Annotated in this window: 21 protein-coding genes; 6 read left to right on the forward strand and 15 right to left on the reverse strand. The window is 70.1% G+C overall.

The genetic code is table 11. The features are described from left to right. The first annotated feature begins 14 nt into the window (after window positions 1-14). The 5 genes from AC07PZ_RS25480 to AC07PZ_RS25500 all read left to right on the forward strand — a co-directional run bounded on the left by AC07PZ_RS25480 (window position 15) and on the right by AC07PZ_RS25500 (window position 4,208). Window positions 15-809 (forward strand): polysaccharide deacetylase family protein, encoded by a 795-nt coding sequence (locus tag AC07PZ_RS25480; RefSeq protein ID WP_495297994.1) that lies wholly within the window; start codon window positions 15-17, stop codon window positions 807-809. Then, the gene (locus AC07PZ_RS25485) at window positions 806-1,561 is read left to right on the forward strand and encodes a class I SAM-dependent methyltransferase (RefSeq protein WP_495297946.1); all 756 of its coding nucleotides are present in this window, start codon (window positions 806-808) and stop codon (window positions 1,559-1,561) included. The genes AC07PZ_RS25480 and AC07PZ_RS25485 overlap by 4 nt, the downstream gene beginning before the upstream one ends. Further along, the gene (locus AC07PZ_RS25490; protein WP_495297947.1) at window positions 1,558-2,037 is read left to right on the forward strand and encodes a hotdog family protein; all 480 of its coding nucleotides are present in this window, start codon (window positions 1,558-1,560) and stop codon (window positions 2,035-2,037) included. The genes AC07PZ_RS25485 and AC07PZ_RS25490 overlap by 4 nt, the downstream gene beginning before the upstream one ends. After that, window positions 2,034-2,765: a 3-oxoacyl-ACP reductase FabG gene (fabG, locus tag AC07PZ_RS25495; RefSeq protein ID WP_495297948.1), complete on the forward strand. Its 732-nt coding sequence runs from the start codon at window positions 2,034-2,036 to the stop codon at window positions 2,763-2,765. Before AC07PZ_RS25490 ends, fabG begins: the two co-directional genes overlap by 4 nt. 189 nt (window positions 2,766-2,954) lie before the next feature. Continuing rightward, on the forward strand, window positions 2,955-4,208 hold the full coding sequence (locus AC07PZ_RS25500) for a hypothetical protein (protein WP_495297949.1): 1,254 nt from the start codon (window positions 2,955-2,957) through the stop codon (window positions 4,206-4,208). 12 nt (window positions 4,209-4,220) lie between these two features. Here the strand turns inward: AC07PZ_RS25500 and AC07PZ_RS25505 are convergent, their stop codons facing one another. The 15 genes from AC07PZ_RS25505 to AC07PZ_RS25575 form a co-directional block, all read right to left on the reverse strand. Next, window positions 4,221-5,027 carry a cyclase family protein gene (locus AC07PZ_RS25505; RefSeq protein WP_495297950.1) on the reverse strand — a complete coding sequence of 269 codons (807 nt, stop codon included), beginning with the start codon at window positions 5,025-5,027 and terminating at the stop codon, window positions 4,221-4,223. A 24-nt stretch (window positions 5,028-5,051) separates the two neighbouring features. After that, window positions 5,052-5,819 carry an ABC transporter permease gene (locus tag AC07PZ_RS25510; RefSeq protein ID WP_495297951.1) on the reverse strand — a complete coding sequence of 256 codons (768 nt, stop codon included), beginning with the start codon at window positions 5,817-5,819 and terminating at the stop codon, window positions 5,052-5,054. Then, complete coding sequence (locus AC07PZ_RS25515; protein ID WP_495297952.1) at window positions 5,816-6,610, reverse strand: ABC transporter permease; 795 nt, start codon at window positions 6,608-6,610, stop codon at window positions 5,816-5,818. Before AC07PZ_RS25515 ends, AC07PZ_RS25510 begins: the two co-directional genes overlap by 4 nt. Next, window positions 6,603-7,391 carry an ABC transporter ATP-binding protein gene (locus AC07PZ_RS25520; RefSeq protein WP_495297953.1) on the reverse strand — a complete coding sequence of 263 codons (789 nt, stop codon included), beginning with the start codon at window positions 7,389-7,391 and terminating at the stop codon, window positions 6,603-6,605. The genes AC07PZ_RS25515 and AC07PZ_RS25520 overlap by 8 nt, the downstream gene beginning before the upstream one ends. A 2-nt stretch (window positions 7,392-7,393) precedes the next feature. Continuing rightward, a complete protein-coding gene (locus tag AC07PZ_RS25525) occupies window positions 7,394-8,368 on the reverse strand; it encodes a Bug family tripartite tricarboxylate transporter substrate binding protein (protein ID WP_495297954.1) in 975 nt (324 codons plus the stop codon). Between the two features lie 47 nt (window positions 8,369-8,415). Continuing rightward, entirely contained in the window at window positions 8,416-9,426 is a 1,011-nt protein-coding gene (locus tag AC07PZ_RS25530) for a tripartite tricarboxylate transporter substrate binding protein (RefSeq protein ID WP_495297955.1), read from the reverse strand. A 72-nt stretch (window positions 9,427-9,498) separates the two neighbouring features. Continuing rightward, window positions 9,499-10,479: an NAD-dependent epimerase/dehydratase family protein gene (locus AC07PZ_RS25535; protein WP_495297956.1), complete on the reverse strand. Its 981-nt coding sequence runs from the start codon at window positions 10,477-10,479 to the stop codon at window positions 9,499-9,501. Beyond that, a complete protein-coding gene (locus AC07PZ_RS25540; RefSeq protein ID WP_495297957.1) occupies window positions 10,476-11,480 on the reverse strand; it encodes a fumarylacetoacetate hydrolase family protein in 1,005 nt (334 codons plus the stop codon). Before AC07PZ_RS25540 ends, AC07PZ_RS25535 begins: the two co-directional genes overlap by 4 nt. Before the next feature lie 55 nt (window positions 11,481-11,535). Further along, window positions 11,536-12,336: an SDR family NAD(P)-dependent oxidoreductase gene (locus tag AC07PZ_RS25545; RefSeq protein WP_495297958.1), complete on the reverse strand. Its 801-nt coding sequence runs from the start codon at window positions 12,334-12,336 to the stop codon at window positions 11,536-11,538. After that, on the reverse strand, window positions 12,333-13,619 hold the full coding sequence (gene hisD / locus AC07PZ_RS25550) for a histidinol dehydrogenase (RefSeq protein WP_495297959.1): 1,287 nt from the start codon (window positions 13,617-13,619) through the stop codon (window positions 12,333-12,335). Before hisD ends, AC07PZ_RS25545 begins: the two co-directional genes overlap by 4 nt. 37 nt (window positions 13,620-13,656) lie before the next feature. Beyond that, entirely contained in the window at window positions 13,657-14,598 is a 942-nt protein-coding gene (locus AC07PZ_RS25555) for an ABC transporter substrate-binding protein (RefSeq protein WP_495297960.1), read from the reverse strand. 35 nt (window positions 14,599-14,633) lie between these two features. Continuing rightward, window positions 14,634-15,449, reverse strand: a complete 816-nt coding sequence (locus AC07PZ_RS25560; RefSeq protein WP_495297961.1) for an SDR family NAD(P)-dependent oxidoreductase — start codon at window positions 15,447-15,449, stop codon at window positions 14,634-14,636. Continuing rightward, on the reverse strand, window positions 15,446-16,483 hold the full coding sequence (locus AC07PZ_RS25565) for an SMP-30/gluconolactonase/LRE family protein (RefSeq protein ID WP_495297962.1): 1,038 nt from the start codon (window positions 16,481-16,483) through the stop codon (window positions 15,446-15,448). The genes AC07PZ_RS25560 and AC07PZ_RS25565 overlap by 4 nt, the downstream gene beginning before the upstream one ends. Then, window positions 16,480-17,577 carry an amidohydrolase family protein gene (locus AC07PZ_RS25570; protein ID WP_495297963.1) on the reverse strand — a complete coding sequence of 366 codons (1,098 nt, stop codon included), beginning with the start codon at window positions 17,575-17,577 and terminating at the stop codon, window positions 16,480-16,482. Before AC07PZ_RS25570 ends, AC07PZ_RS25565 begins: the two co-directional genes overlap by 4 nt. A 2-nt stretch (window positions 17,578-17,579) precedes the next feature. After that, entirely contained in the window at window positions 17,580-18,665 is a 1,086-nt protein-coding gene (locus AC07PZ_RS25575; RefSeq protein WP_495297964.1) for a fumarylacetoacetate hydrolase family protein, read from the reverse strand. A 138-nt stretch (window positions 18,666-18,803) separates the two neighbouring features. Between AC07PZ_RS25575 and AC07PZ_RS25580 the strand changes: the two genes are divergently transcribed. Further along, complete coding sequence (locus AC07PZ_RS25580) at window positions 18,804-19,700, forward strand: LysR family transcriptional regulator (protein WP_495297965.1); 897 nt, start codon at window positions 18,804-18,806, stop codon at window positions 19,698-19,700. Window positions 19,701-19,703 lie beyond the last annotated feature (3 nt).

Consider the following 19,703-nt stretch of genomic DNA (forward strand, 5'->3'; position numbering starts at 1 on the left):
CCTCCGTCTTTCCGATGTCGCGGGTCACGGCGGTGTTCCTCGCGAGCGCCGCACTGCATGCGGCGGCGCTGGTCGTGGCGCTGTCGGTGACCGGCGCCTGGCCCTGGGCATTGGCCGCCGTCGTGCTCAACCATGCGCTGATCACGGTGGCCGGACTGCTGCCGCGCAGCCGCGTGCTCGGCCCCAACGTGACGCGCCTGCCCCGTGCCGCGGCGCTGCGCCGCGAGGTTGCGCTGACCATCGACGACGGCCCCGATCCCGAAGTCACGCCGCGGGTGCTCGACATGCTCGACGTCGCCGGCCATCGCGCGACCTTCTTCTGCATCGCGGACCGCGTGGTCGCGCATCCGGCATTGGCGCGCGAGATCGTGGCGCGCGGCCACAGCATCCAGAATCACACGGCACGTCACCGGCACAACTTCTCGCTGCTCGGACCGCGTGGCTACGCCGCCGAAATCGCCCGTGCGCAGCAGGTGCTTGCCGATGTCGCGGGCGAACTGCCGGTCTGTTTCCGGGCGCCGGCGGGGCTGCGCAATCCCTTCCTCGAACCTGTGCTGCATCGCCTGGGCCTGACGCTCGTGAGCTGGACGCGGCGTGGCTTCGACACCCGCGAGACCAACGCGGCCAAGGTGCTCGCGCGGCTGACCCGTGGCCTGGCCGCCGGCGACATCCTGCTGCTGCACGACGGCAATGCCGCCCGCACGGTGGCCGACCGGCCCGTGATACTCGACGTGCTGCCGCCGCTGCTGCGCGCCTTCAGCGCCGCGGGACTGCAAGCCGTGACACTGCCCGAGGCCTTCGACGAATGACCGTTCTCCACGACATCCGCCACCACGCCGCCTGGCGCCAACTGCATGACCTGGCGAGTGCGCCATATCGGCGCGCCGGCCGCTTCGCCTGGCATTTCGCGCGCGGGAAGCTGGGCTACGACCCGGTGTTCCGCGGCCTGATCCAGCGCGGACTCATCGGCCGGGAACGCCGACGGGTGCTCGACATCGGCTGTGGCCAGGGGATCTTCGCGAGCCTGCTGGCATCGATGGCGGCCATGCAGGCGCAGGGCCGCTGGCCAGCGGCCTGGGCCGGCACACCCGCCGGCGCGCACTACACCGGGATCGAGCTGATGTCGCGCGACGTCGACCGTGCACGCGCCCTGGTCGGTGCGCTGCAGCCGGCACCGAACTTCGTCTGCGGCGACATGTGCAGCGCCGAGTTGCCGGCGAGCGACCTCGTCGTGATCCTCGACGTGCTGCACTACGTGGACCTCGACGCGCAGGAAGCCGTGCTGCGCCGCGTGCATGCCGCGTTGCCGCCGGGCACGGGCCGGCTGTTGCTGCGTGTCGGCGACGCCGACAACCGACGCGGTTTTGCGATCAGCCAGTGGGTGGACCATGCCGTGACGCGCGTGCGCGGCCACCGCGTGTCTCCAACCTGGGGTCGGCCGCTGCGCGAATGGACGATGCTGCTCGAGCGGCTCGGCTTCTCGGTGCAGAGCATTCCGATGAGTGCGGGCACACCCTTTGCCAACGTGCTGCTGGTGGCCGATCGGCCATCCTTGCCATGACATCTTCCCTGCAGCCAAAAACGCTCGACGCCGCTGGCATTGCGGCGCGCATTCCGCATGCGGGCCGCATGTGCCTGCTCGACCGGCTCGTCGACTGGGACGCGGACACCGTCCATTGCACCGCCACCAGTCACGGACTTCCCGGCAATCCGCTGCGGACCGCGGTCGGCCTGCTGGCGCCTGCCGCCATCGAATACGCGGCGCAGGCGATGGCCCTGCACGGTGGGCTGCTTGCGAGCGATGGCGAGCCGCCGTCCGCCGGGTTCCTCGCCAGCGCCCGCAACGTGCGGTTCGGCATCGTGCGGCTCGACGAAGTGGCCGGTGCGCTGCAGGTGCGCGCGCGGCGGCTGTCGGGCGATGCACGCCAGGTGCTCTACGAATTCGATGTCCGTGACGCGACCGATGCCGTGCTGGCCGCGGGCCGCGCCGTGGTCGTGCTCAACACGCCTTTGCCTGAGGAGAGATCTGCCCCATGAGCCTGTCCGGAAAACGTGCGTTGGTCACGGGCGCCAGTGGCGCGCTGGGCGCCGCCATTGCGCGTCGCCTCGCGCGCGACGGCGCCCACCTGTTGCTGCATGCGAGCTCCCGGCCGGAGGCCGTGGATGCCCTGGCCGCCGAGATCGTCGCGGCTGGTGGTTCCGCCGAATGCCATGTCTTCGACCTGCGCAGCGACGACGCCTGCGCCGCGGCCTGTGCCGCGATGCTGCTGGGCGGCCCGGTGCAGGTCATCGTCAACAACGCCGGTGTGCACGACGACGCCGTGCTGCCCGGCATGCGTGCCGACCAGTGGCACAAGGTGGTGGACGTTTCGCTCAACGGCTTCTTCCGCGTCACGCAGCCGCTGCTGCTGCCGATGCTGCGTACGCGCTGGGGCCGCATCCTGAACATCTCGTCGGTGGCCGCGCTCACCGGCAATCGCGGGCAGGTCAACTATGCAGCCGCCAAGGGTGCGCTCAACAGCGCGACCAAGGCGCTGTCGCTGGAGGTGGCCTCGCGTGGCGTGACGGTCAATGCCATTGCGCCCGGGATCATCGCGTCGCCGATGGCGGACGCGGCCTTCGACGAGGCGATGGTGCGGCAATTGGTGCCGGTCAAACGCGCAGGCAGGCCGGACGAGGTGGCCGCACTCGCGGGCTTTCTGGCGAGCGACGACGCGGCCTACATCACGGGGCAGATCATTTCGGTGAACGGCGGGATGGTCTGACAGCCGGTCGTTGCGACTGAGGCATTGGCGTCGAGCGGCGAAATCGGTGCGCCGAGACGCCTTCTTCCACCGTTCGTTACCTCGCCTCGCGACAGGTCGCAGGTTGCATCAAGCTCCCGGCGCGCAGCCACCCCTTCCGGGTGGCCTCGCGCGGCAGGGAGCCCCGACAACAGCTGATGCGCCTGCGCGATGTCCGCGCGCATCCCCCTTACGGCAAAGCGGCGCGTGCATGTTTTCCGGATTCCTTCCTGCCTTTGTTCGGTCAAGCCAATGAACTCAGGGGAATCCATGAAAAAGCAAATCATCGTTCAGCTCTTCTGTCTGCTCACGATCGGCGCCCTCCACGGCTGCGGGGGAGGTTCCGGCGCAGAGGCCGCGTCCAGTTCCGCGTCCAGCGCGCCGATCAGCCTGGACATCTCGGGCGGTTCGAACACATCGAACACGACGGCGCCACAGGTGGCCGATGTGGCGGTCGTCGCCGATGGGAGTGACGCCGCCGTCCGACCGCAGCCGACCATCCGGCGCGCGCTCGACACGGTCAATCCTGTCGCGGCCAGTGGCGATCTCGACATCGAGTTGTCGACGTACCTTGCCACGGCAGAAACCATCGCCTACACGCTGGAGGACGCGAGCGGAACCGTGGCCGTGCCGCTGTCACCGCGGACGGCGGCATCGGGCACCTACTTCCCGAACACGCCCACGCTCGTCAGGCTGGCCGTGCCCGCGACCATCGCACCGGGCACGTACACGCTGAAGGCAAAAGGCCGGCTGGCGGCCGGTGCATCCGCGCCCCGGGACATGCCGGAAGCGACGCTGACCATCGCAGTGAACGCGCTGCTGGTGAAGATGGCAACGCTGACCGGCACGCACGGCAGCCAGACGATGAGTCTGAAGTTCGAGACGGCAATGCAAGGCCGGTTGTACGTCTACCCGTTGAACCGGGCATCCGAAACCTGCCGCCGTTTGACGGGCGGGGAACTCGCCTCGGTCGCGAACGCAGGCATGTTCACGGTGCCTTCGATGTTCCTGGCGAACGAGGTTGCCGAGACTGCGGATCATGGTCGCTACCTGGATTCGGACACCGTCTGCGCACAGTTCATTCGCAGCGGCGACTCCGTGGCCGAAGCGCCCTATACCTTCAACCTGCGCTGGCTCGCGCGACCTTCGGGCGACGCCGTCTTCTCGTTGGAAGCCGACCCGCTGTCCGTCGCCGCGGGCAGTCTGAGCCTGATGTCCGTGCCGTCCCTGGATTGGGCCGATCGCCGGCAGATCTATACGGCTGGCGACGTGCATCAGCAAACCACGTCCAGCAGTGACCGGATCAGCCTGGTCCAGTCCAGCGGCAGTTGGGCATACCGGCTCACGGGCATATTGCCCACGGACGAACCGGCGTACATCGTGCAGGCCGAAGGCAAGCCGCCGATCGTCTACACGCTGAATTGATATCAGCGGGCTTCAGGCGTTCGGCAGCGCTGCGTCCTCGAATATCGCCACCGCCCGCGTCCACCCCGCCGACGCCGCGCGGATCTTGTGCGGGAAGCAGCTGATCGTGAAGCCGTCGGGTGGCAGCGACTCCAGGTTGTGCAGCTTCTCCAGGTGGCAGTAGCCGATGTCGCGGCCGGCCTTGTGGCCTTCCCAGAGCAGGCTGCGGTCGCCGGTTTCGGCGAACTTCTTCGCGGTGTACGAGAAGGGCGCGTCCCAGCTCCAGGCGTCGGTGCCGGTGACGCGGACGCCGCGCTCCAGCAGGTACATCGTCGCCTCGTAGCCCATGCCGGCGCCGGCGCTCACGTAGTCGCCGTGGCCGTAACGCGATCCGGCGCGGGTGTTGACGACCACGATCTCCATGGGCGCCAGCGTGTGCCCGATGCGGGCCAGTTCGGCCTCGACGTCGGCCGCCGTCGCCACGTAGCCATCGGGGAAGTGGCGGAAGTCCAGCTTCACGCCGGGCTGGAAGCACCAGTCGAGCGGCACCTCGTCGATCGTCATCGACGGCCGGCTGCCGCCGAGCTTGCCGTCCATGGTGGAGTGGAAGTGCCAGGGCGCGTCCAGGTGCGTGCCGTTGTGCGTGGTCAGCGTGACGCGCTCCACGGCTGCGGCCTCGCCGTCGGGGAAATCCTCCGGCCGCGTGCCGGGCAGCATCTGGACGAACTCGTGCACGGTGTCGGCATGCGTCTCGTAGACGATGTGCGGCGCGAGCGGTGGCGGGTCGGAAAGCACGTCGTTCTCCAGGTAGATCGACAGGTCGACGAAGCGGCGGGGCATGGTGGGGTCTTTCTTCGGATCGGATCAGCGGTTCTGGAAGCGCAGGAAGCGGCGTTCCGCGAGCGCCAGCAGCGCATTGCTCGCGAAGCCGATGGCGCCGAGCAGGATCACGCCGGCGAACAGTTCGCTGGCGCGAAAGGAGCGCGCCGCCAGCAGGATGGCCTGGCCCAGGCCGGGCTGGGAGGCGAGCATCTCGCCGACCACCGAGATGATCAGCGCGACGGTCATCGCCAGCCGCATGCCGGCGACGATGTCGGGCAGCGCGTTGGGCAGGCCGACCTTCCAGACGAAGGCGGCGCGCGACAGCTGCAGCGCCTGTGCCACTTCGCGCAGCCGCTCATGCACCGACGCGAAGCCGTGCACGGTCGCGAGCAGCACCGGCCACATCGCGCCGAACGCGACCACCGTCAGCACCATCGTCGGACCGAGGCCGAACAGCGAGATGGCGAGCGGCATCACGGCGGAAGCCGGCAGCGGGCGCACGAATTCCAGCGTGGGCTGCAGCCAGGCGCGCGCGGCGGCCGAGCTGCCGATCAGCGCACCGAGCGCGACGCCGGCGAGCGACGCGAGCAGCCAGCCGACCAGCATGCGTCCGGCCGTCGCGAGCGTGAAGCTGGCAAGTTCGCCGCCGAGCCAGCCGTCGCGCAGGCTGTGCACGGCGGCCATCGGCGTCGGCAGAAAGACCGCGCTGACCCAGCCGCCATGGCTCGCGACGCTCCACGTGGCCAGCAGAGCAGCGAGCACGGCCAGCGACGAGGCCGCGGCGCCCCAGGGAATACGGCGCGCGCTCATCCCCGCACCTCGCCCATGGCGCGTGCGGCTGCGCGCTGCGCCCCTTGCGCGGCAGCGTTGACCGCTACGCCGACGACACCGATCCAACCGAGCCAGGCCAGCATCAGCGCCGGGTCCAGGCTTTGCTGCGCAATGATCAGCGCGTAGCCCATGCCGTGCGGGTTGGCGGCGATCTCGACCGTCACGGCCACCACCAGCGCGACCGCGACCGACAGCCGCAAGGCGACGAAGAGCCGGGGCAGCGCGGCCGGCAGCACGATCTTGCGGATGCGTGCCGCGGGCGTGAGTTCGAGCGCGCGCGCCACTTCCAGCAGCCGCGGCTCGACCTGCCGCACGGCTGCCTGCGACAGGATCAGCATCGGCCAGAACACCGCGAATGCGATCACGCCGATCTCCATGCGGAAGCCGAAGCCGAACACCAGCATCGCGAGCGGAATCAGCGCGACCGACGGGATCGGCCGCAGCACCTCGATCGTCAGGAAGCCGGCCTGCGCGGCGCGGCGCGACAGGCCCAGCAGCAGGCCGATCGCAACACCGGCCAGCGTGCCCAGCAACAGCCCCGCGGCCGCGCTGCCCAGCGTGAAGGCGGTGGCGCGCAGCAGCCCGTCGGGCGCCATCGACGGCAGGAGCTGTGCGAAGGACGCGGCGGCTGCACTCGGCGCCGCCAGCGCTTCGCTGCCGCGGCCGGCCGTGCGTGCGTACAACTCGAGCGCGGCCAGCAGCAGCGCGGGGAAGGCCCAGGGCCGCAGCCAGCGGCAGGCCGCGCGGGGCAGGGCGGCGGCGCTAGCCATGGCGCTGGCCCCCATGGCCGAGGAAGCCGTAGAGCTCGCGCCGCAGCCGCAGGAATTCCGGATGCTCGCGGGTGTCGAGCTGTTGCCGGGGCCGCGGGATCGGCACGTCGACGATCGCCGCCAGGCTGGGCCAATCGGGCGTCGGATGTGCGCGCAGCGCGATCACGCGGTCGCTCAGGTAGATGGCTTCTTCCAGGTCGTGCGTGACGAAGAGGACGGTCAGCCCGCGCTCGCGGACCAGCCGCGAGACCTCGTCCTGCAGGCTCTCCCGCGTCATCGCGTCGAGCGCGCCGAAGGGCTCGTCCATCATCAGCAGATCGGGCTCCTGCGCCAGGCAGCGTGCAATCTGCACGCGCTGCTGCATGCCGCCGGACAGCTCCGCCGGGTACTTGCGTGCATGCGCGCCCAGGCCGACCGTGTCGAGCACGCGCGCGATGCGCGCCGGCCGCTCGGCCGCCGGCACGCCGGCGGCCTCCAGCGCCAGCGCGACGTTGCCTTCCACCGTGCGCCAGGGCAGCAGCGCGCGGCCATAGTCCTGGAACACGAAAGCCGCCTCGCGCGAGGGCCGATCGACGCGCCGGCCGTGATGCAGCGCCTGCCCGGCGCTCGGCGCCACGAAGCCCGCCGCCGCGCGCAGCAGCGTGGTCTTGCCGCAGCCGGACGGGCCGATGATGCAGACGAACTCGCCGCGCTCGATCGCCAGGCTGGTCGGCGAGAGGATCTCGCGGCCGCCGAGCCGGATCGACAGCGCATCGAATTCCAGGATCGTGTCGACCCCCATCCTCAGCCCAGCTTCACGCCGGTGCGCTGCACCACCGGAATCCACTTGGCCTGCTCGGCCTTCACGAAGCCGTCGAAGTCGGCTGCGCTGCTGCCGGTCGGCGCACCGCCCAGGCTGCGGTAGCGCTCGACGGCCTCGGGCGACTTCGCGATCTGTGCGCAGGCCGTGGCGATGCGGTCGATGAAGCCGCGCGGCGTGGCGGCCGGCGCCATCAGGCCGAACCAGGTGAAGGGCTCGAAGTTGGCGATGCCCTGTTCGGCATAGGTCGGCACGTCCGGTATCAGCGGCTGGCGCGCCTTGCCGGTGATGGCCAGCGCCTTGAGCTTGCCGGCCTGGATGTTGGTCATCGAGGCCGGCAGCGCGTCGAAGATGACCTGGGTGTCGCCCGCCAGCACGCTCGCGAACGGGCTCGACGTGTTGTAGGGGATGAAGTCGATCGGCGCACCGGTGGTCGCCACGAACCATTCGCCCACCATGTGCGAGAAGCTGCCGATGCCTTGCGTCGCGGCACGCACGGTGCCCGGCTGCGCCTTGGCCAGCGCAACCAGTTCGGCGGCGTTCTTCACCGGCAGCTTCGGGTTGGCGACCAGCGCGCCTTCGAGCACGGCCAGCAGGCTGACGGCGGTGAAGTCGCTGAGCTTGTAGGGCAGCTTGCTGAACAGCGTGGGCACGTACGACAGCGCGCTGGTCGAGCCCATGTAGAGCGTGTAGCCGTCCGGTGCGGCCTTGGCCGCGTAGTCGGTGCCGATGGTGCCGGTGGCGCCGGGGCGGTTCTCGATGTAGACGGTCTGGCCGAGCTCGATCGACAGCCGTGCCGCGAAGAAGCGCGAGTCGACGTCGAGCCCCGTGCCCGCCGGGAACGGCACGATGATGCGGATCGGCTTGTTCGGGTAGTCCTGCGCGAAGGCGCGGCCGACGCCGGTGCCCAGCAGCAGGCTGGCACCCAGGGCGAGCGATTGGCGGCGATTGAGGGTCATGGTTGTCTCCGGGGTTCTTGTGGTTTCTGATGGAAAGAGGGGCAGCCTCAGACGACGTCGAGGCTCAGGTTGGCCTTGCGGATCACGCTGGCGTAGCGCGCGATCTCGCTGCGCGTGAATTCGCCGAACTGGGCGGGCGAGGTCGGCGGCAGGGCCGCGGTGCCGAGCGACGCAAGGCGCTCCTGCACGTCGGGCTGGTTCATCGCCCAGATCGTCTCGGCGTTGAGGCGCTGGACGATCGGCGCGGGCGTGTTCGCCGGCGCATACAGGCCATACCAGCTCGTGACCTCGAAGCCCGGCAGGCCGGATTCCGCCACGGTCGGCAGGTCGGGCAGCGCGCTGCTGCGCACGAGGCCGGTCTGCGCCAGCATGCGCAGCTTCTTGTCCTTGACGAAGCCCTGCACCGCGAGCGGGCTGTTGAACATCATCTGGATCTGGTTGCCGACCAGGTCGTTGAGGATCGGCGCCGCGCCCTTGTACGGCACGTGCAGCAGCTTCACGCCGCCCATCTGCGCGAGCATCTCGCCGGCCAGGTGCAGGCCGTTGCCGATGCCGGCCGAGCCGTAGGACACGGTGTCCGGGTGCGCCTTCGCGTAGGCCAGCAGTTCGGGGATGCTGTTGACCGGCAGCGACGGGTTGACCACGACCACGAACACGCCGGGCGCGACCACCGGCGCCACCGGCGTGAAGTCGCGCAGCGTGTCGAAGGGCAGCTTCTTGTACAGGCTCGCGTTGATCGCATGCGCCGAGCTGTGCAGCAGCAGCGTGTAGCCGTCGGGCGCCGCCTTGGCGACGCCGTCCGCGCCGATGATGCCGTTGGCGCCCGCGCGCGCGTCGACCACCACCGGCTGGCCGAGCCGTTCGGTCAGCTTGTTGGCCAGCAGCCGCGCCACCACGTCGGCGGTGCCGCCGGAGGCGAAGGGAATCACGATCCGGATCGGCTTCTCCGGATAGCCGGCTGCGTGCGAGACATGGGGCAGCAGCGCGGCGAAGGGTAGCGTGGCGCCCGCGGCGAGCAGGCGGCGGCGCGAGGCCGAGTGGGGTGTGGAAGGGGTCATGGTCTTGTCTCTCTTGTTTCGTTGGTCCTGCGAGGACTTGGTCCGTGATCTCAGCGGATCTCGGCGATCCGGCTATCCCGCTTGCGCGGCGGCCGAGGTCGGCACCGCCGTGGCGCGCAGCGCGTTGCGCACCAGCGCCTCGGTGCTGCCGTCATGCCGGAAGCCGAGCGCGAGCGCCGTCGGCGTGTCCAGCGGCGGATAACGGCCGAAGGTCGCTTCCACCGCTTCGACCGGCGCCCACCGCACCATCGCGCGGCGGTCTTCGCCATAGAGCCCGGCCATCGCATCCACCAGCGTCTGCAGCGACAGGTGCAGCACCGGCAGTTGCCAGACGCGCGTCGAACCCAACCGGTCGGCCGGCAGCCGGGCCGCGTGCAGCAGGTTGTCGACGCAGCAATCGACCGACATCCACCAGGCCGTCGCGTGGGGCGACACCGGGCAGGTGAAGGGCTTGCCGTCGCGCAACAGATGGAACAGGTCGCTCATGAACGCCGACACGTGGCCGTTGGCCTGCGGCGGCCGCGCGACGATGCCGGGCAGGCGCAGGCAGCGGCCGTCGATGAGTCCGCGCCGGCTCAGGTCGTTCAGCAGCAGCTCGCCCATCAGCTTGTGCGTGCCGTAGCTCATCACCGGCCGCAGCGGCGTGCGCTCGTCGACCCGTGGCGGCAACTCGGCGCCATAGACCGCCACCGTGCTCGTGAACACCACGACCGGCGGCCGCTCGCTGCGCGACAGCAGGCCGAACAGCGATTCGGTGGCCTGCAGGTTGGCCGCGTAGCCGAGCGCGTAGTCCTTCTCGGCCGCACCGCCGGGCACGCTGGCCAGGTGGAACACCACGTCGAGCGTCTGCGGTGCCAGGCTCTGCAGAAAGACCGGACTGGCGATGTCGCCCGCCCGATAGCGCAGGCGCGGATCGTCGGCGACCTCGCTGAACTTCTGGTCGACCAGGATCAACTGATCGATCGGACGGCCGAGCGTTTCGGCATCGGCCAGCAGCCGTTGCACGAGCGCCGAACCGACGAAGCCGCTCGCCCCGGTGACCAGGACTTTCATGCCGGCGCCTGCTCGCTCGCCGGCGTGGCGCGCACGAAGACGTTGTCGATCGCGCCGAAGACCGACCGGCCGTCGGCGTCGAGCACTTCGAAGCGCAGTCGCTCGCCGAAGTTCAGGAAGCCGGTGGTCGACGCGCCGTGGTCGATCATCTCGACCGCGCGCCGTTCGGCCAGGCAGGCCGAGCCGACGCTGCGGTGCGCCGTGTTCGACACCGTGCCCGAGCCGAGCACGAAGCCCGCGCCGAGCCGCCGGTTGTAGGCCGTGTGGGCGATCAGCTCGCCGAAGCCCCAGTCCATCTCGCCGCCGTTCGGGTGGCCGAACCATTCGCCGTTGCGCGACACGCGCATGTCCAGGTGCACGCGGCCGTCCTTCCAGGCGTCGCCGAGTTCGTCGGGCGTGACGGCCACCGGCGCGAACACGGTGGCCGGCTTGGCCTGCACCAGGCCGAAGCCCATGCCGAGTTCGCGGAACAGGTGGCCGCGCATGCTGACGTCGTTGAGGATGGTGACCAGCCTGACGTGCGACAGCGCCTGCGCGGCCGTCACGCCCATCGGCACGTCGTCGGTGATGACCGCGAACTCGCCTTCGAAGTCGCACTGGTCGGCTTCGGTCGGGAACTCGTAGTCGTCGTGCGCGCCGCGAAAGTCGTCGCCCTGGCGCGGCACCAGGATCGGGATGCCGGCGGTCTTCTTCACGGTCAGCTTGTAGGCCTCTTCCATGATGTTGCCGTGGTTCAGGAAGGCCGATGCGTCGACGAACTGGTGGCTGCGCGGCAGGGGCGCCAGGGCCTGCAGCGGGTCGAAGGCGAAGGCGCCTTCGGCGTCGCCGGCATTGAGCCGGGCATAGAGCGCGCGCAGTGCGGGCTCGGCACGCGCCCAGTCTTCGAGCGCGGCGCGCATCGTGGGCGCGATGTGTGCGGCGTCGGCGGCGCGGGCGAGATCGCGCGACACGACCACGAGGCGGCCGTCGCGGCAGCTGGATTTGAGGCTGGCGAGTTTCATGGGGTTCTCCGGTTTGTCTCTGGGAAGGTGTCGGATGCGTCGGCGGCTCGGCGCTTCAATGCAGCGGCCGTCCGCCGTCGACGGGAATCACGGCGCCGGTGCTGAAGGTGAGGTGGACCGCCGCGGCCAGCACGGCACCGGCCACTTCGGCCGGTTGCGCAAGGCGGCGCAGCGGCGTGCGGCCGGCCTGCTCGTCGCGCCAGCCGGCGTCCATCTGCTTGACGAAGTCGGTATCGGCCAGGCCGGGCGACACCGACAGCACGCGGATCTCCGGCGCCAGCGCACGGGCCAGCGATCGCGTCATGTTGTCGACCGCGGCCTTCGACGCGCAGTAGGCGACGTTGCTGCCCATCGCGGTCACGGCCGCGATGGACGAGATGTTGACGACCAGCCCGGCGCCCGAGGCACGCAGCAGCGGCGCGAGCGCACGCACAGCGGCGAACGGGCCGCGCACGTTGGTCTGCAGGATCTGGTCGAACAGCGCGTCGTCCAGGCCGTCCAGGTCGGCGTGCGGCACGAAGCGCGTGGTGCCGGCGCAGTTGACCAGGATGTCGCAGCGGCCCCATCGCGCCTGCACGTCGGCTGCGAGCGTCGCCAGCGCGGCGCTGTCGGTCACCGGTGCGCGCAGCGCGGCATGGCGCTGGCCCGCGGCGGCCGGCAGGCGCGCGGCCAGCGACTCGGCTGCGTCGCGCGACCCGTTGTAGCCGGCCGCCACCGTGGCGCCGGCCGCGGCCAGGCCCTCGCAGATCGCGGCGCCGATGCCGCCGGCCGCGCCGGTGACCACCGCCACCCGGCCGGCCAGCGGTGCGGCGGCCGATGGCGCAGCGGCCGGTCGCGGGGATGCGAGCGTGTTCATGCGGCAGTCGCGGCGAGCCGGCGCACGCGGATGTCGGCCTGCTCCTTGTGGCCGGAGAGCTGCTCCATCGCGCACAGGCGCGAGCAGTACTCGCCGATCAGCACCGAGGCCTCGTCGGTCAGCACGCGCTGGTAGGTGTGCGTCTTGATGAACTTGCCGACCCAGAGTCCGCCGGTGTAGCGGCCCGCGCCCATCGTGGGCAGCGTGTGGTTCGTGCCGATCACCTTGTCGCCGTAGCTCACGTTGGTTCGGTGGCCGAGGAACAGCGCGCCGTAGTTGGTCATGCGCGCGAGGTACCAGTCCGGGTCCTTCGTCATCACCTGCACGTGCTCCGAGCACAGGCGCTGTGCTTCCTGCAGCGCTTCCTCGTCGCTGTCGCAGAGGATCAGCTCGCCATGGTCGCGCCAGGCGGCGCCCGCCACGGCGGCGGTGTCGAGCCGGGCCAGCACGCGTTCGATGGCCGCCGGCAGCTCGGCCGCGATCGTCGGGCTGGTGGTGATGCAGTAGGCCGGCGAGGTCGGGCCGTGCTCGGCCTGGCCCATCAGGTCGACCGCGACCAGTTCCGCGTCGACCGTGTCGTCGCAGATCACCAGCGTTTCGGTCGGGCCGGCGAACAGGTCGATGCCGACGCGGCCGAACAGCTGGCGCTTGGCTTCCGCGACGTAGGCGTTGCCGGGGCCGACGATCATGTCGACGCCGGGCATGCTCTCGGTGCCCAGCGCCATGGCGGCCACGGCCTGGACGCCGCCCAGGCAGTAGATCTCGTCGGCGCCGGCCAGCGCCATGGCGGCGACGATGGCGGGCGATGGGCGGCCTTCGAACGGGGGCGCGCAGGCGATCACGCGCTTCACGCCGGCCACCTTGGCCGTCAGCACGCTCATGTGCGCCGAGGCGATCAGCGGGTACTTGCCGCCGGGGATGTAGCAGCCGACCGAGTTCATCGGGATGTTGCGGTGGCCCAGCACCACGCCCGGCAGCGTCTCGATCTCGACGTCATGCATCGAGCTTTTCTGGATCTGCGCGAAGCGCCGGATCTGCGCCTGCGCGAAGCGGATGTCGGCGAGTTGCTGCGGCGTGAGCTCGGCGATGCAGGCGTCGATCTCGGCCTGCGACAGCCGGAAGCTCTCGGGGCTCCAGCGGTCGAACTTCTGCGAGTAGTCGCGCACGGCGGCGTCGCCACGCGCCTCGATGTCGGCGAGGATGCCCTCGACCGTGGCCCGGACCTGGGCGTTGTTGCTGGCCTTGTTCTGGGCCGACTGGCCGGTTTTCAGATGCTGTATCACGAGAGGCTCCAAAGGTTTCGAATGGGGTTGCGGCGGCTCACTTGAAGATCAGCCGCTTCGCGTCGACGCTGTTCTTCAGCATGTCCTGGCTCTTCATCGCGTCGATCCAGAAGCGCATGTGGTCTTCGGTCGCCACGCTGGCCTGTTGCGGCACGACCAGCGTCTTGAAGACGTCCGGTGGCGCCTTGACGTACTTCGCCATGTCGGCGCGGGCGGCGGCCTCGTTCTTCGCGTGGAAGGCGTTGGCCTCTTCGAGCGCCTCGCGGAAGCCGCGTGCGGCCGCGGTGTTCTTCTGCAGCCAGTCGCGCGTGACGCCATAGGCGATCGGCATCACGCCGGCTGCCGGAAAGTCGTCCGACAGGTACGCGAACACGGTGCCCGCGCCGGACTGCACGATGCGGCTCATGAAGGGCTCGGCCGGCACCACCGCATCGACCGAGCCGCCCTTGAGCACGTCGCTCATCTGCGGCAGCGCGACCTCGACGAAGTTGATCTTCTTCGGGTCGACGCCGTGGTCGGCGAACCACTTGCGTGCCAGCACGTGCAGCGTGGCGCCCAGGCCGGCGACACCGACCTTCTTCCCGACGAAGTCCTGCGGCGTCTTCAGCGCGACGCCGCTGCGCAGCACGATGCCGGGCGTCTTGCTGGCCGGCGTGAGCACGCTGCCGCCGGCGATCACGACCAGGTCCATGCCGCTGTCGGCCGCCTGCATCAGGACCGAAGGCGTGACCGTTCCGACCTGGATCGAGTCCGATTGCAGCGCCGGCGGGATCGTCGGGTTGATCGGGATCGCCTGCAGCGTGACGTCGAGGCCGCGCTTCGCGAAAAAGCCCTGCTCCTTCGCGACGTAGAGCGGCATCAGGTCGGCGATCGGCACGAAGCCGACCGTGACCTTCGTGTCGGCCAGCGCGGCGCCGGCGGCGCTCAGGGCGATCGTGCCGGCCGCCAGCAGGCGGGCCAGTCGTTGGAATGCGTGCATGTCTGTCTCCTTTTCTTCTTGTCGATCGGTCGCGCTCAGTTGCCGTCGCCGATGGTCGTGCCGCCATCCACGACCAGGTTGTGCCCGGTGGTGAAGGCGCCGGCCGGCGACGCCAGGAACAGCGCGGCGCCTGCGATCTCGTGCGGCTCGGCAACGCGCCGCAGCGGCGTGAGCGCGGTGCGCTTGTGCAGCCGCTCGGCGTCGTCCATGAGCGGCCGGGCGAACTCGGTGCGGACCATGCCGGGCGAGATCGCATTGACGCGCACGCCCGACGGTCCCCATTCGACGGCCAGGTTGCGCGCGAGCGCCGCCAGTGCCGCCTTCGACAGGCTGTACAGGCCGATCGCCTTGTTGCCCCGGATGCTCGCGATGCTGGCCATCAGCACCACGCTGCCGGCACGCCGCTCGGCCATGCCGGGAATCACGCGGGACGTGAGCCACAGCGCGCTGCGCAGGTTCACGGTCAGGGTCGCGTCGTAGTCGGCGGCGCTGGCGCTGGCCAGCGGGCCGAGATGCGGCGCGATGCCGGCGTTGCAGACCAGCACGTCGATGCGGCCGCGCCAGGCCTGTGCCTGTTCGGCGAGCGTGTCGACCTGCGCTTCGGACGATGCGTCGCAGGCGATGCCGCGGGCGTCGAGCCCCTCGTCGCGCAGCTGCCGGGCGACGGCCTCGCAATCGGCGGCGTTCTCGCTCGAGACGACGACGGCGGCGCCGGCTTCGCCGAGCGCGCGCGCCACCGCCAGGCCGATGCCGCGCGTGGCGCCGGTGACCAGCGCGACCTGGCCGCGCAGGTCGAACAGCGCGTGTACCTTGGGCATCGTGTGCGCCTGTGGCGTGGGCAGGGCGCTCATCGCTCGTTCCAGTGCACCAGCGGCAGCCCGGCGACGGGCGACTGGAAGTACGGGATCGTCGTGCCGCGCAGGCTGCCGAGGTAGACGGTCTTCAAGTCCGGACCGCCGAAGGTCAGGCTCGCCATCCACGGGGCGAGCGTGCCGTGCGTGGCGGCCATCATCTCGGGCGTCAGCGTGCGTGCCGCGTAGTGGCGGTTGAGTTCGGCCGTGGCCGCCGGGTTCGAGTCGTCCAGCAGCGTGAGCAGTTCGCCATCGGGCGTGATGGCCACGAGCTGGTCGCTCATGATCAGCGTGACCCACAGGTTGCCGTAAGTGTCGAACGCGAAGCCGTCCGGAAAGCCGGGCAGGTGGTAGGGGCCGTAGACCTCGCGGTCGCCCAGCGAGCCGTCGGGCCGGATGCGCAGGCGCGAGATGCGGCGCGCGTTGCTTTCCACCACGTAGAGCCATTCCTCGTTGGCGTCGAGCCGCACTTCGTTCGTGCCGCCGAAGCCGTCCGCCACGATGCGGATGCCGCGCTCGTCGATCAGGGCGACGTAGCCGTCGAGCACGCCGGCGTTGATCGAGCCGGTCCAGGGCTGCATGCGCGTGGTCACGGTGAGCCAGATGCGGCCCTTCGAGTCGCGGGCGACGAAATTGGTCTTGCCCATCGGGCGGCCGTCGATCTCGGTGAACAGCGTGCGCAGCTGGCCGTCGCGCGACATCACCTCGACATGGTCGGTGCCCCAGTTGGCGATCAGGATATCGCCGTCGGCCAGGAAGCACATGCCGTTGGGCAGCGATCCCTGGGCCTGCACGTAGCGGTCGTCGAAGGACGCGTTGACGGCCTCGGTCTGCTGGCGCTCGACGCGTGGCGTGATCAGCGTCTGCGTGCCGTCCGGTGCGATGCGCATCGCGCCGCCGCGTGCGTCGGCGGCCCACAGCGTGCCGTCGCGTTCGGCCAGGATGCATTCGGGGCGCTGCAGGTCGTGGCCGACGTGCCGGATGGCGTCGCGGTCGACCTGCCAGTCGCGCAGGGGGTTGGAGGCTCGGGTCATGGTGTGTCGTTGGTGGCGGGAACGGAAAGGCCAAGCAGCGCGGCGGCGTTGAGGCCCAGGATGCGGGCGCGGTCGTCGTCGCTCAGCGAAGCGGTCGCGGCCAGCAGGCCGTGCGGGTCGTAGGAGCCCATGTCGAAGGGGTAGTCGGTGCCGATCAGCAGTTGCGACACGCCGACCACCTCGACCAGATGCGCCAGGATCTCGGGCTCGTAGACCAGCGTGTCGAACCAGATGCGGCGCAGGTAGTCGCGCGGCGCGTGCTGCATCTGCGCGGCCTCGGGGCGCACGCGGTGGGCGTGGTCGCTGCGGCCGAAATAGGCCGGCAGGTAGCCGCCGCCGTGCGCCGCGACGAGGCGCAGGCCCGGGTAGCGGTCGAGCACGCCACCGAAGATCAGCTCCGACAGCGCGACCGTGGTTTCGAGCGGCTGGCCGATCGTGTTGGCGAGATAGTGGCGGCGCGTGCGTTCGCCCAGCGAGCTGCCCAGCGGATGGATGAACACCAGCGCGCCCAGTTCCTCGGCCTTGGCCCAGACCGGCTCGAAGGCCGCGTCCGCCAGCTCGAGTCCATTCACGCTCGACGACACCTCGATGCCGCGCAAGCCCAGCGTGCGCACCAGGTGGTCGAGCTGCTGCACGGCCAGCGCCGGATGCTGCAGCGCCACCGTGCCCAGGCCGGCCAGCCGCTGCGGATGCAGCGCGCATTGCGCGGCGATGTGCTCGTTCTGCAGCCGCACCACCGACTGCGCGAGATCGGGGTCGGCCCAGTAGTAGTACTGGGTCGGCGAGGGGCTCAGCACCTGCACGTCGACGCCCATCGCGTCCATGTCCTGCAGGCGTTCTTCCAGCGTGGTCATCTTGCGGAATGCGGGCGGCAGCATGTGCGCCAGGTTGTGGGCCACCGAGGCCTCGCCCTGCGTGCGCCGCATCATCTCGGGCTCCGCCTGCTTCTGCGGCCGGTCGGCGACCAGCGCCTCGACGGCCGGTGTCAGCGTGTGGGCATGCAGGTCGACCGTGAACGGGCGGCGGCCGGCGTTCAGCGGGCGCAGCGTCGCCCCGCGGCCTGGAGCGCAGGCCGCCGTGCAAGTGTGGAGCATGGTCAGGCGCTCCGCGTTTCGGCTTCGGCCGTAGCTTCGTCCACGCAGACGTTGCGCTGCACGCCGAGCCCGGTAATCGCGCCTTCGACCACGTCACCGGCGCGCAGGAAGCGCTTGTAGTGCGTGCCGTTGCCTGCCGGCGAGCCGGTGCAGATCAGGTCGCCCGGCAGCAGCTGGATGCGGCTGGAGATGTGTTCGATCTGCCGCGCGACGTCGAAGATCATGTCCGACGTGCTTTCGTCCTGCATCACCTGGCCGTTCAGCTTGAGCTGGATGCGCAGGTCCTGCGGGTTCTTCACGAAGGCGGCCGGCACCAGGTACGGGCCCATCGGCAGGAAGGTCGGCGCGCTCTTGGCCGAGACCCAGTCGGTGCCGAGCGCCTTCGGCTCCTTCACGTAGACCAGGTCGCGTGCCGTCACGTCGTTGACCACGGTGTAGCCGGCGATGTATGACAGCGCGTCCTCCCGCCGCACGTTGCGCGCGGCGCGGCCGATGACCACGCCGAGTTCCAGCTCCCAGTCGGGCTTCTGCGCGATCGCGGGCAGCACGATCGGGTCGAATGGGCCGGTCACCGCCGAGATCGCCTTGGCGAAGGCGTAGGGCGTGCCGGTCTGCGAGCGCTCGGTCATCACGGCGTAGGCATGGGCGCGCAGTTGCTCGGGGTCGAGGCCTTCGGTGTCCGGGTTGGCGCCCGGCCCCTGGTCGACGATCAGGTCGACCACGTGCTTGAAGTAGTTGGCGCCGGTGCACATGATCTGGCGCGGCAGGTCGACCGGGGGATGCATCCGCAGGCCGCCGGCGGGTTGCCAGTGTGCGCGGAGCGCGTCCACGGCGGCGGCGTCTTCGGCGTGAAGATGAAGGGCCGCGTCCAGCGCAGCGAAGCTGGCGGGCCAGTCTTCGAGCAGGCCGAGCACGGAGTCCAGGCGCAACGCCCGTGCCGGCAGCGGCCGGCCGAGCCGTTCGCACAGCGGTGCCAGGTGGCGCACGGCGATGGCTGAATCGCCGACCACCACGGCCGCGAAGCGCTCGCCGCCCGCGGACGAAAAAGTACCCAGCGCGAACGGCGCCGTCATCTCGAAATCTGTCATGTCTCCTCCAGGTCGCCGGTTGCCCGGTCTGGTGTCATTGCTCGATGGGAGGGATCGTAGGCAGCGACCATGCATCTGTAAAATCGATTTTTACGATTCCATGAATCTGTTTCGTGGATGGTTCAATGGCGGATCGCGATGCGTTTCAACAAGCTCGACCTGAACCTGCTGGTGGCGCTGGACGCGCTGCTGGCCGAGAAGAACATCACCCGCGCCGCCCGGCGCATCAACCTGAGCCAGTCGGCGACCAGCGGCGTGCTGGCGCGGCTGCGCGACTATTTCGGGGACGAGCTGCTGATCCAAGTCGGCCGCACGATGGTCGCGACGCCGATGGCGCGTGGACTGGAAGGCGCGGTGCGCGACGTGCTGCTGCGCATCCAGTCGACGATCGCGGTGCAGCCGCAGTTCGATCCGGCGACGTCGACGCGGCATTTCCGGATCATGGCGTCCGACTACCCGATCAGCGTGCTGATCGCCGAGGCATCGCGGCGCGCCTACCGCATCGCGCCGGGGATCACGCTGGAGATCGTCGTGCCGGGCGACGAGGTGGAAGAGTCGGTGGACCGCGGCGAGATCGACATCCTGATCATGCCGACGCAATACACCTCGGCGCACCATCCACGCACGCCGCTCTACGAAGAGACCTACAGCTGCGTGGTGTGGAACGAGAACGCGCTGGTCGGCGATGCGCTGACCCTCGACCAGTACATGGCGCTCGGCCACGTGACCACGCAGTTCGGCCACCGCCGGCACCCGAGCCTGGAGCAGTGGTTCCTGCAGACCAGCGCACTGTCGCGACGGATCGAGGTGACGACCAACAACTTCAACACGCTGCCGCTGCTGGTGATCGGCACCGACCGCGTGGCGACGATGCACACGCGGCTGGCGAACATGTTCGCGGCCTACCTGCCGCTGCGGATCCTGCCGCTGCCGGTCGAATTCCCGAGCATGGTCTGGTGCATGCAGTGGCCGTCGCACCTGGGCAGCGACCAGGCGCACCTGTGGCTGCGCTCGCTGCTGCAGGCGTCGGCGTAGGCC

It is taken from the genome of Variovorax sp. GW821-FHT10B04 (assembly GCF_059415645.1).

Coding starts and splice junctions, on each gene's coding strand:
- AC07PZ_RS25535 (WP_495297956.1), bottom strand. CDS start 10,479: ATGAAAGTCCTGGTCACCGGGGCGAGCGGCTTCGTCGGTTCGGCGCTC.
- AC07PZ_RS25530 (WP_495297955.1), bottom strand. CDS start 9,426: ATGACCCCTTCCACACCCCACTCGGCCTCGCGCCGCCGCCTGCTCGCC.
- AC07PZ_RS25555 (WP_495297960.1), bottom strand. CDS start 14,598: ATGCACGCATTCCAACGACTGGCCCGCCTGCTGGCGGCCGGCACGATC.
- AC07PZ_RS25490 (WP_495297947.1), top strand. CDS start 1,558: ATGACATCTTCCCTGCAGCCAAAAACGCTCGACGCCGCTGGCATTGCG.
- AC07PZ_RS25485 (WP_495297946.1), top strand. CDS start 806: ATGACCGTTCTCCACGACATCCGCCACCACGCCGCCTGGCGCCAACTG.
- AC07PZ_RS25575 (WP_495297964.1), bottom strand. CDS start 18,665: ATGACAGATTTCGAGATGACGGCGCCGTTCGCGCTGGGTACTTTTTCG.
- AC07PZ_RS25545 (WP_495297958.1), bottom strand. CDS start 12,336: ATGAACACGCTCGCATCCCCGCGACCGGCCGCTGCGCCATCGGCCGCC.
- AC07PZ_RS25525 (WP_495297954.1), bottom strand. CDS start 8,368: ATGACCCTCAATCGCCGCCAATCGCTCGCCCTGGGTGCCAGCCTGCTG.
- AC07PZ_RS25565 (WP_495297962.1), bottom strand. CDS start 16,483: ATGACCCGAGCCTCCAACCCCCTGCGCGACTGGCAGGTCGACCGCGAC.
- AC07PZ_RS25570 (WP_495297963.1), bottom strand. CDS start 17,577: ATGCTCCACACTTGCACGGCGGCCTGCGCTCCAGGCCGCGGGGCGACG.
- AC07PZ_RS25540 (WP_495297957.1), bottom strand. CDS start 11,480: ATGAAACTCGCCAGCCTCAAATCCAGCTGCCGCGACGGCCGCCTCGTG.
- AC07PZ_RS25515 (WP_495297952.1), bottom strand. CDS start 6,610: ATGGCTAGCGCCGCCGCCCTGCCCCGCGCGGCCTGCCGCTGGCTGCGG.
- AC07PZ_RS25520 (WP_495297953.1), bottom strand. CDS start 7,391: ATGGGGGTCGACACGATCCTGGAATTCGATGCGCTGTCGATCCGGCTC.
- AC07PZ_RS25505 (WP_495297950.1), bottom strand. CDS start 5,027: ATGCCCCGCCGCTTCGTCGACCTGTCGATCTACCTGGAGAACGACGTG.
- AC07PZ_RS25510 (WP_495297951.1), bottom strand. CDS start 5,819: ATGAGCGCGCGCCGTATTCCCTGGGGCGCCGCGGCCTCGTCGCTGGCC.
- AC07PZ_RS25480 (WP_495297994.1), top strand. CDS start 15: ATGTCGCGGGTCACGGCGGTGTTCCTCGCGAGCGCCGCACTGCATGCG.
- fabG (WP_495297948.1), top strand. CDS start 2,034: ATGAGCCTGTCCGGAAAACGTGCGTTGGTCACGGGCGCCAGTGGCGCG.
- AC07PZ_RS25560 (WP_495297961.1), bottom strand. CDS start 15,449: ATGAGCGCCCTGCCCACGCCACAGGCGCACACGATGCCCAAGGTACAC.
- AC07PZ_RS25580 (WP_495297965.1), top strand. CDS start 18,804: ATGCGTTTCAACAAGCTCGACCTGAACCTGCTGGTGGCGCTGGACGCG.
- AC07PZ_RS25500 (WP_495297949.1), top strand. CDS start 2,955: ATGTCCGCGCGCATCCCCCTTACGGCAAAGCGGCGCGTGCATGTTTTC.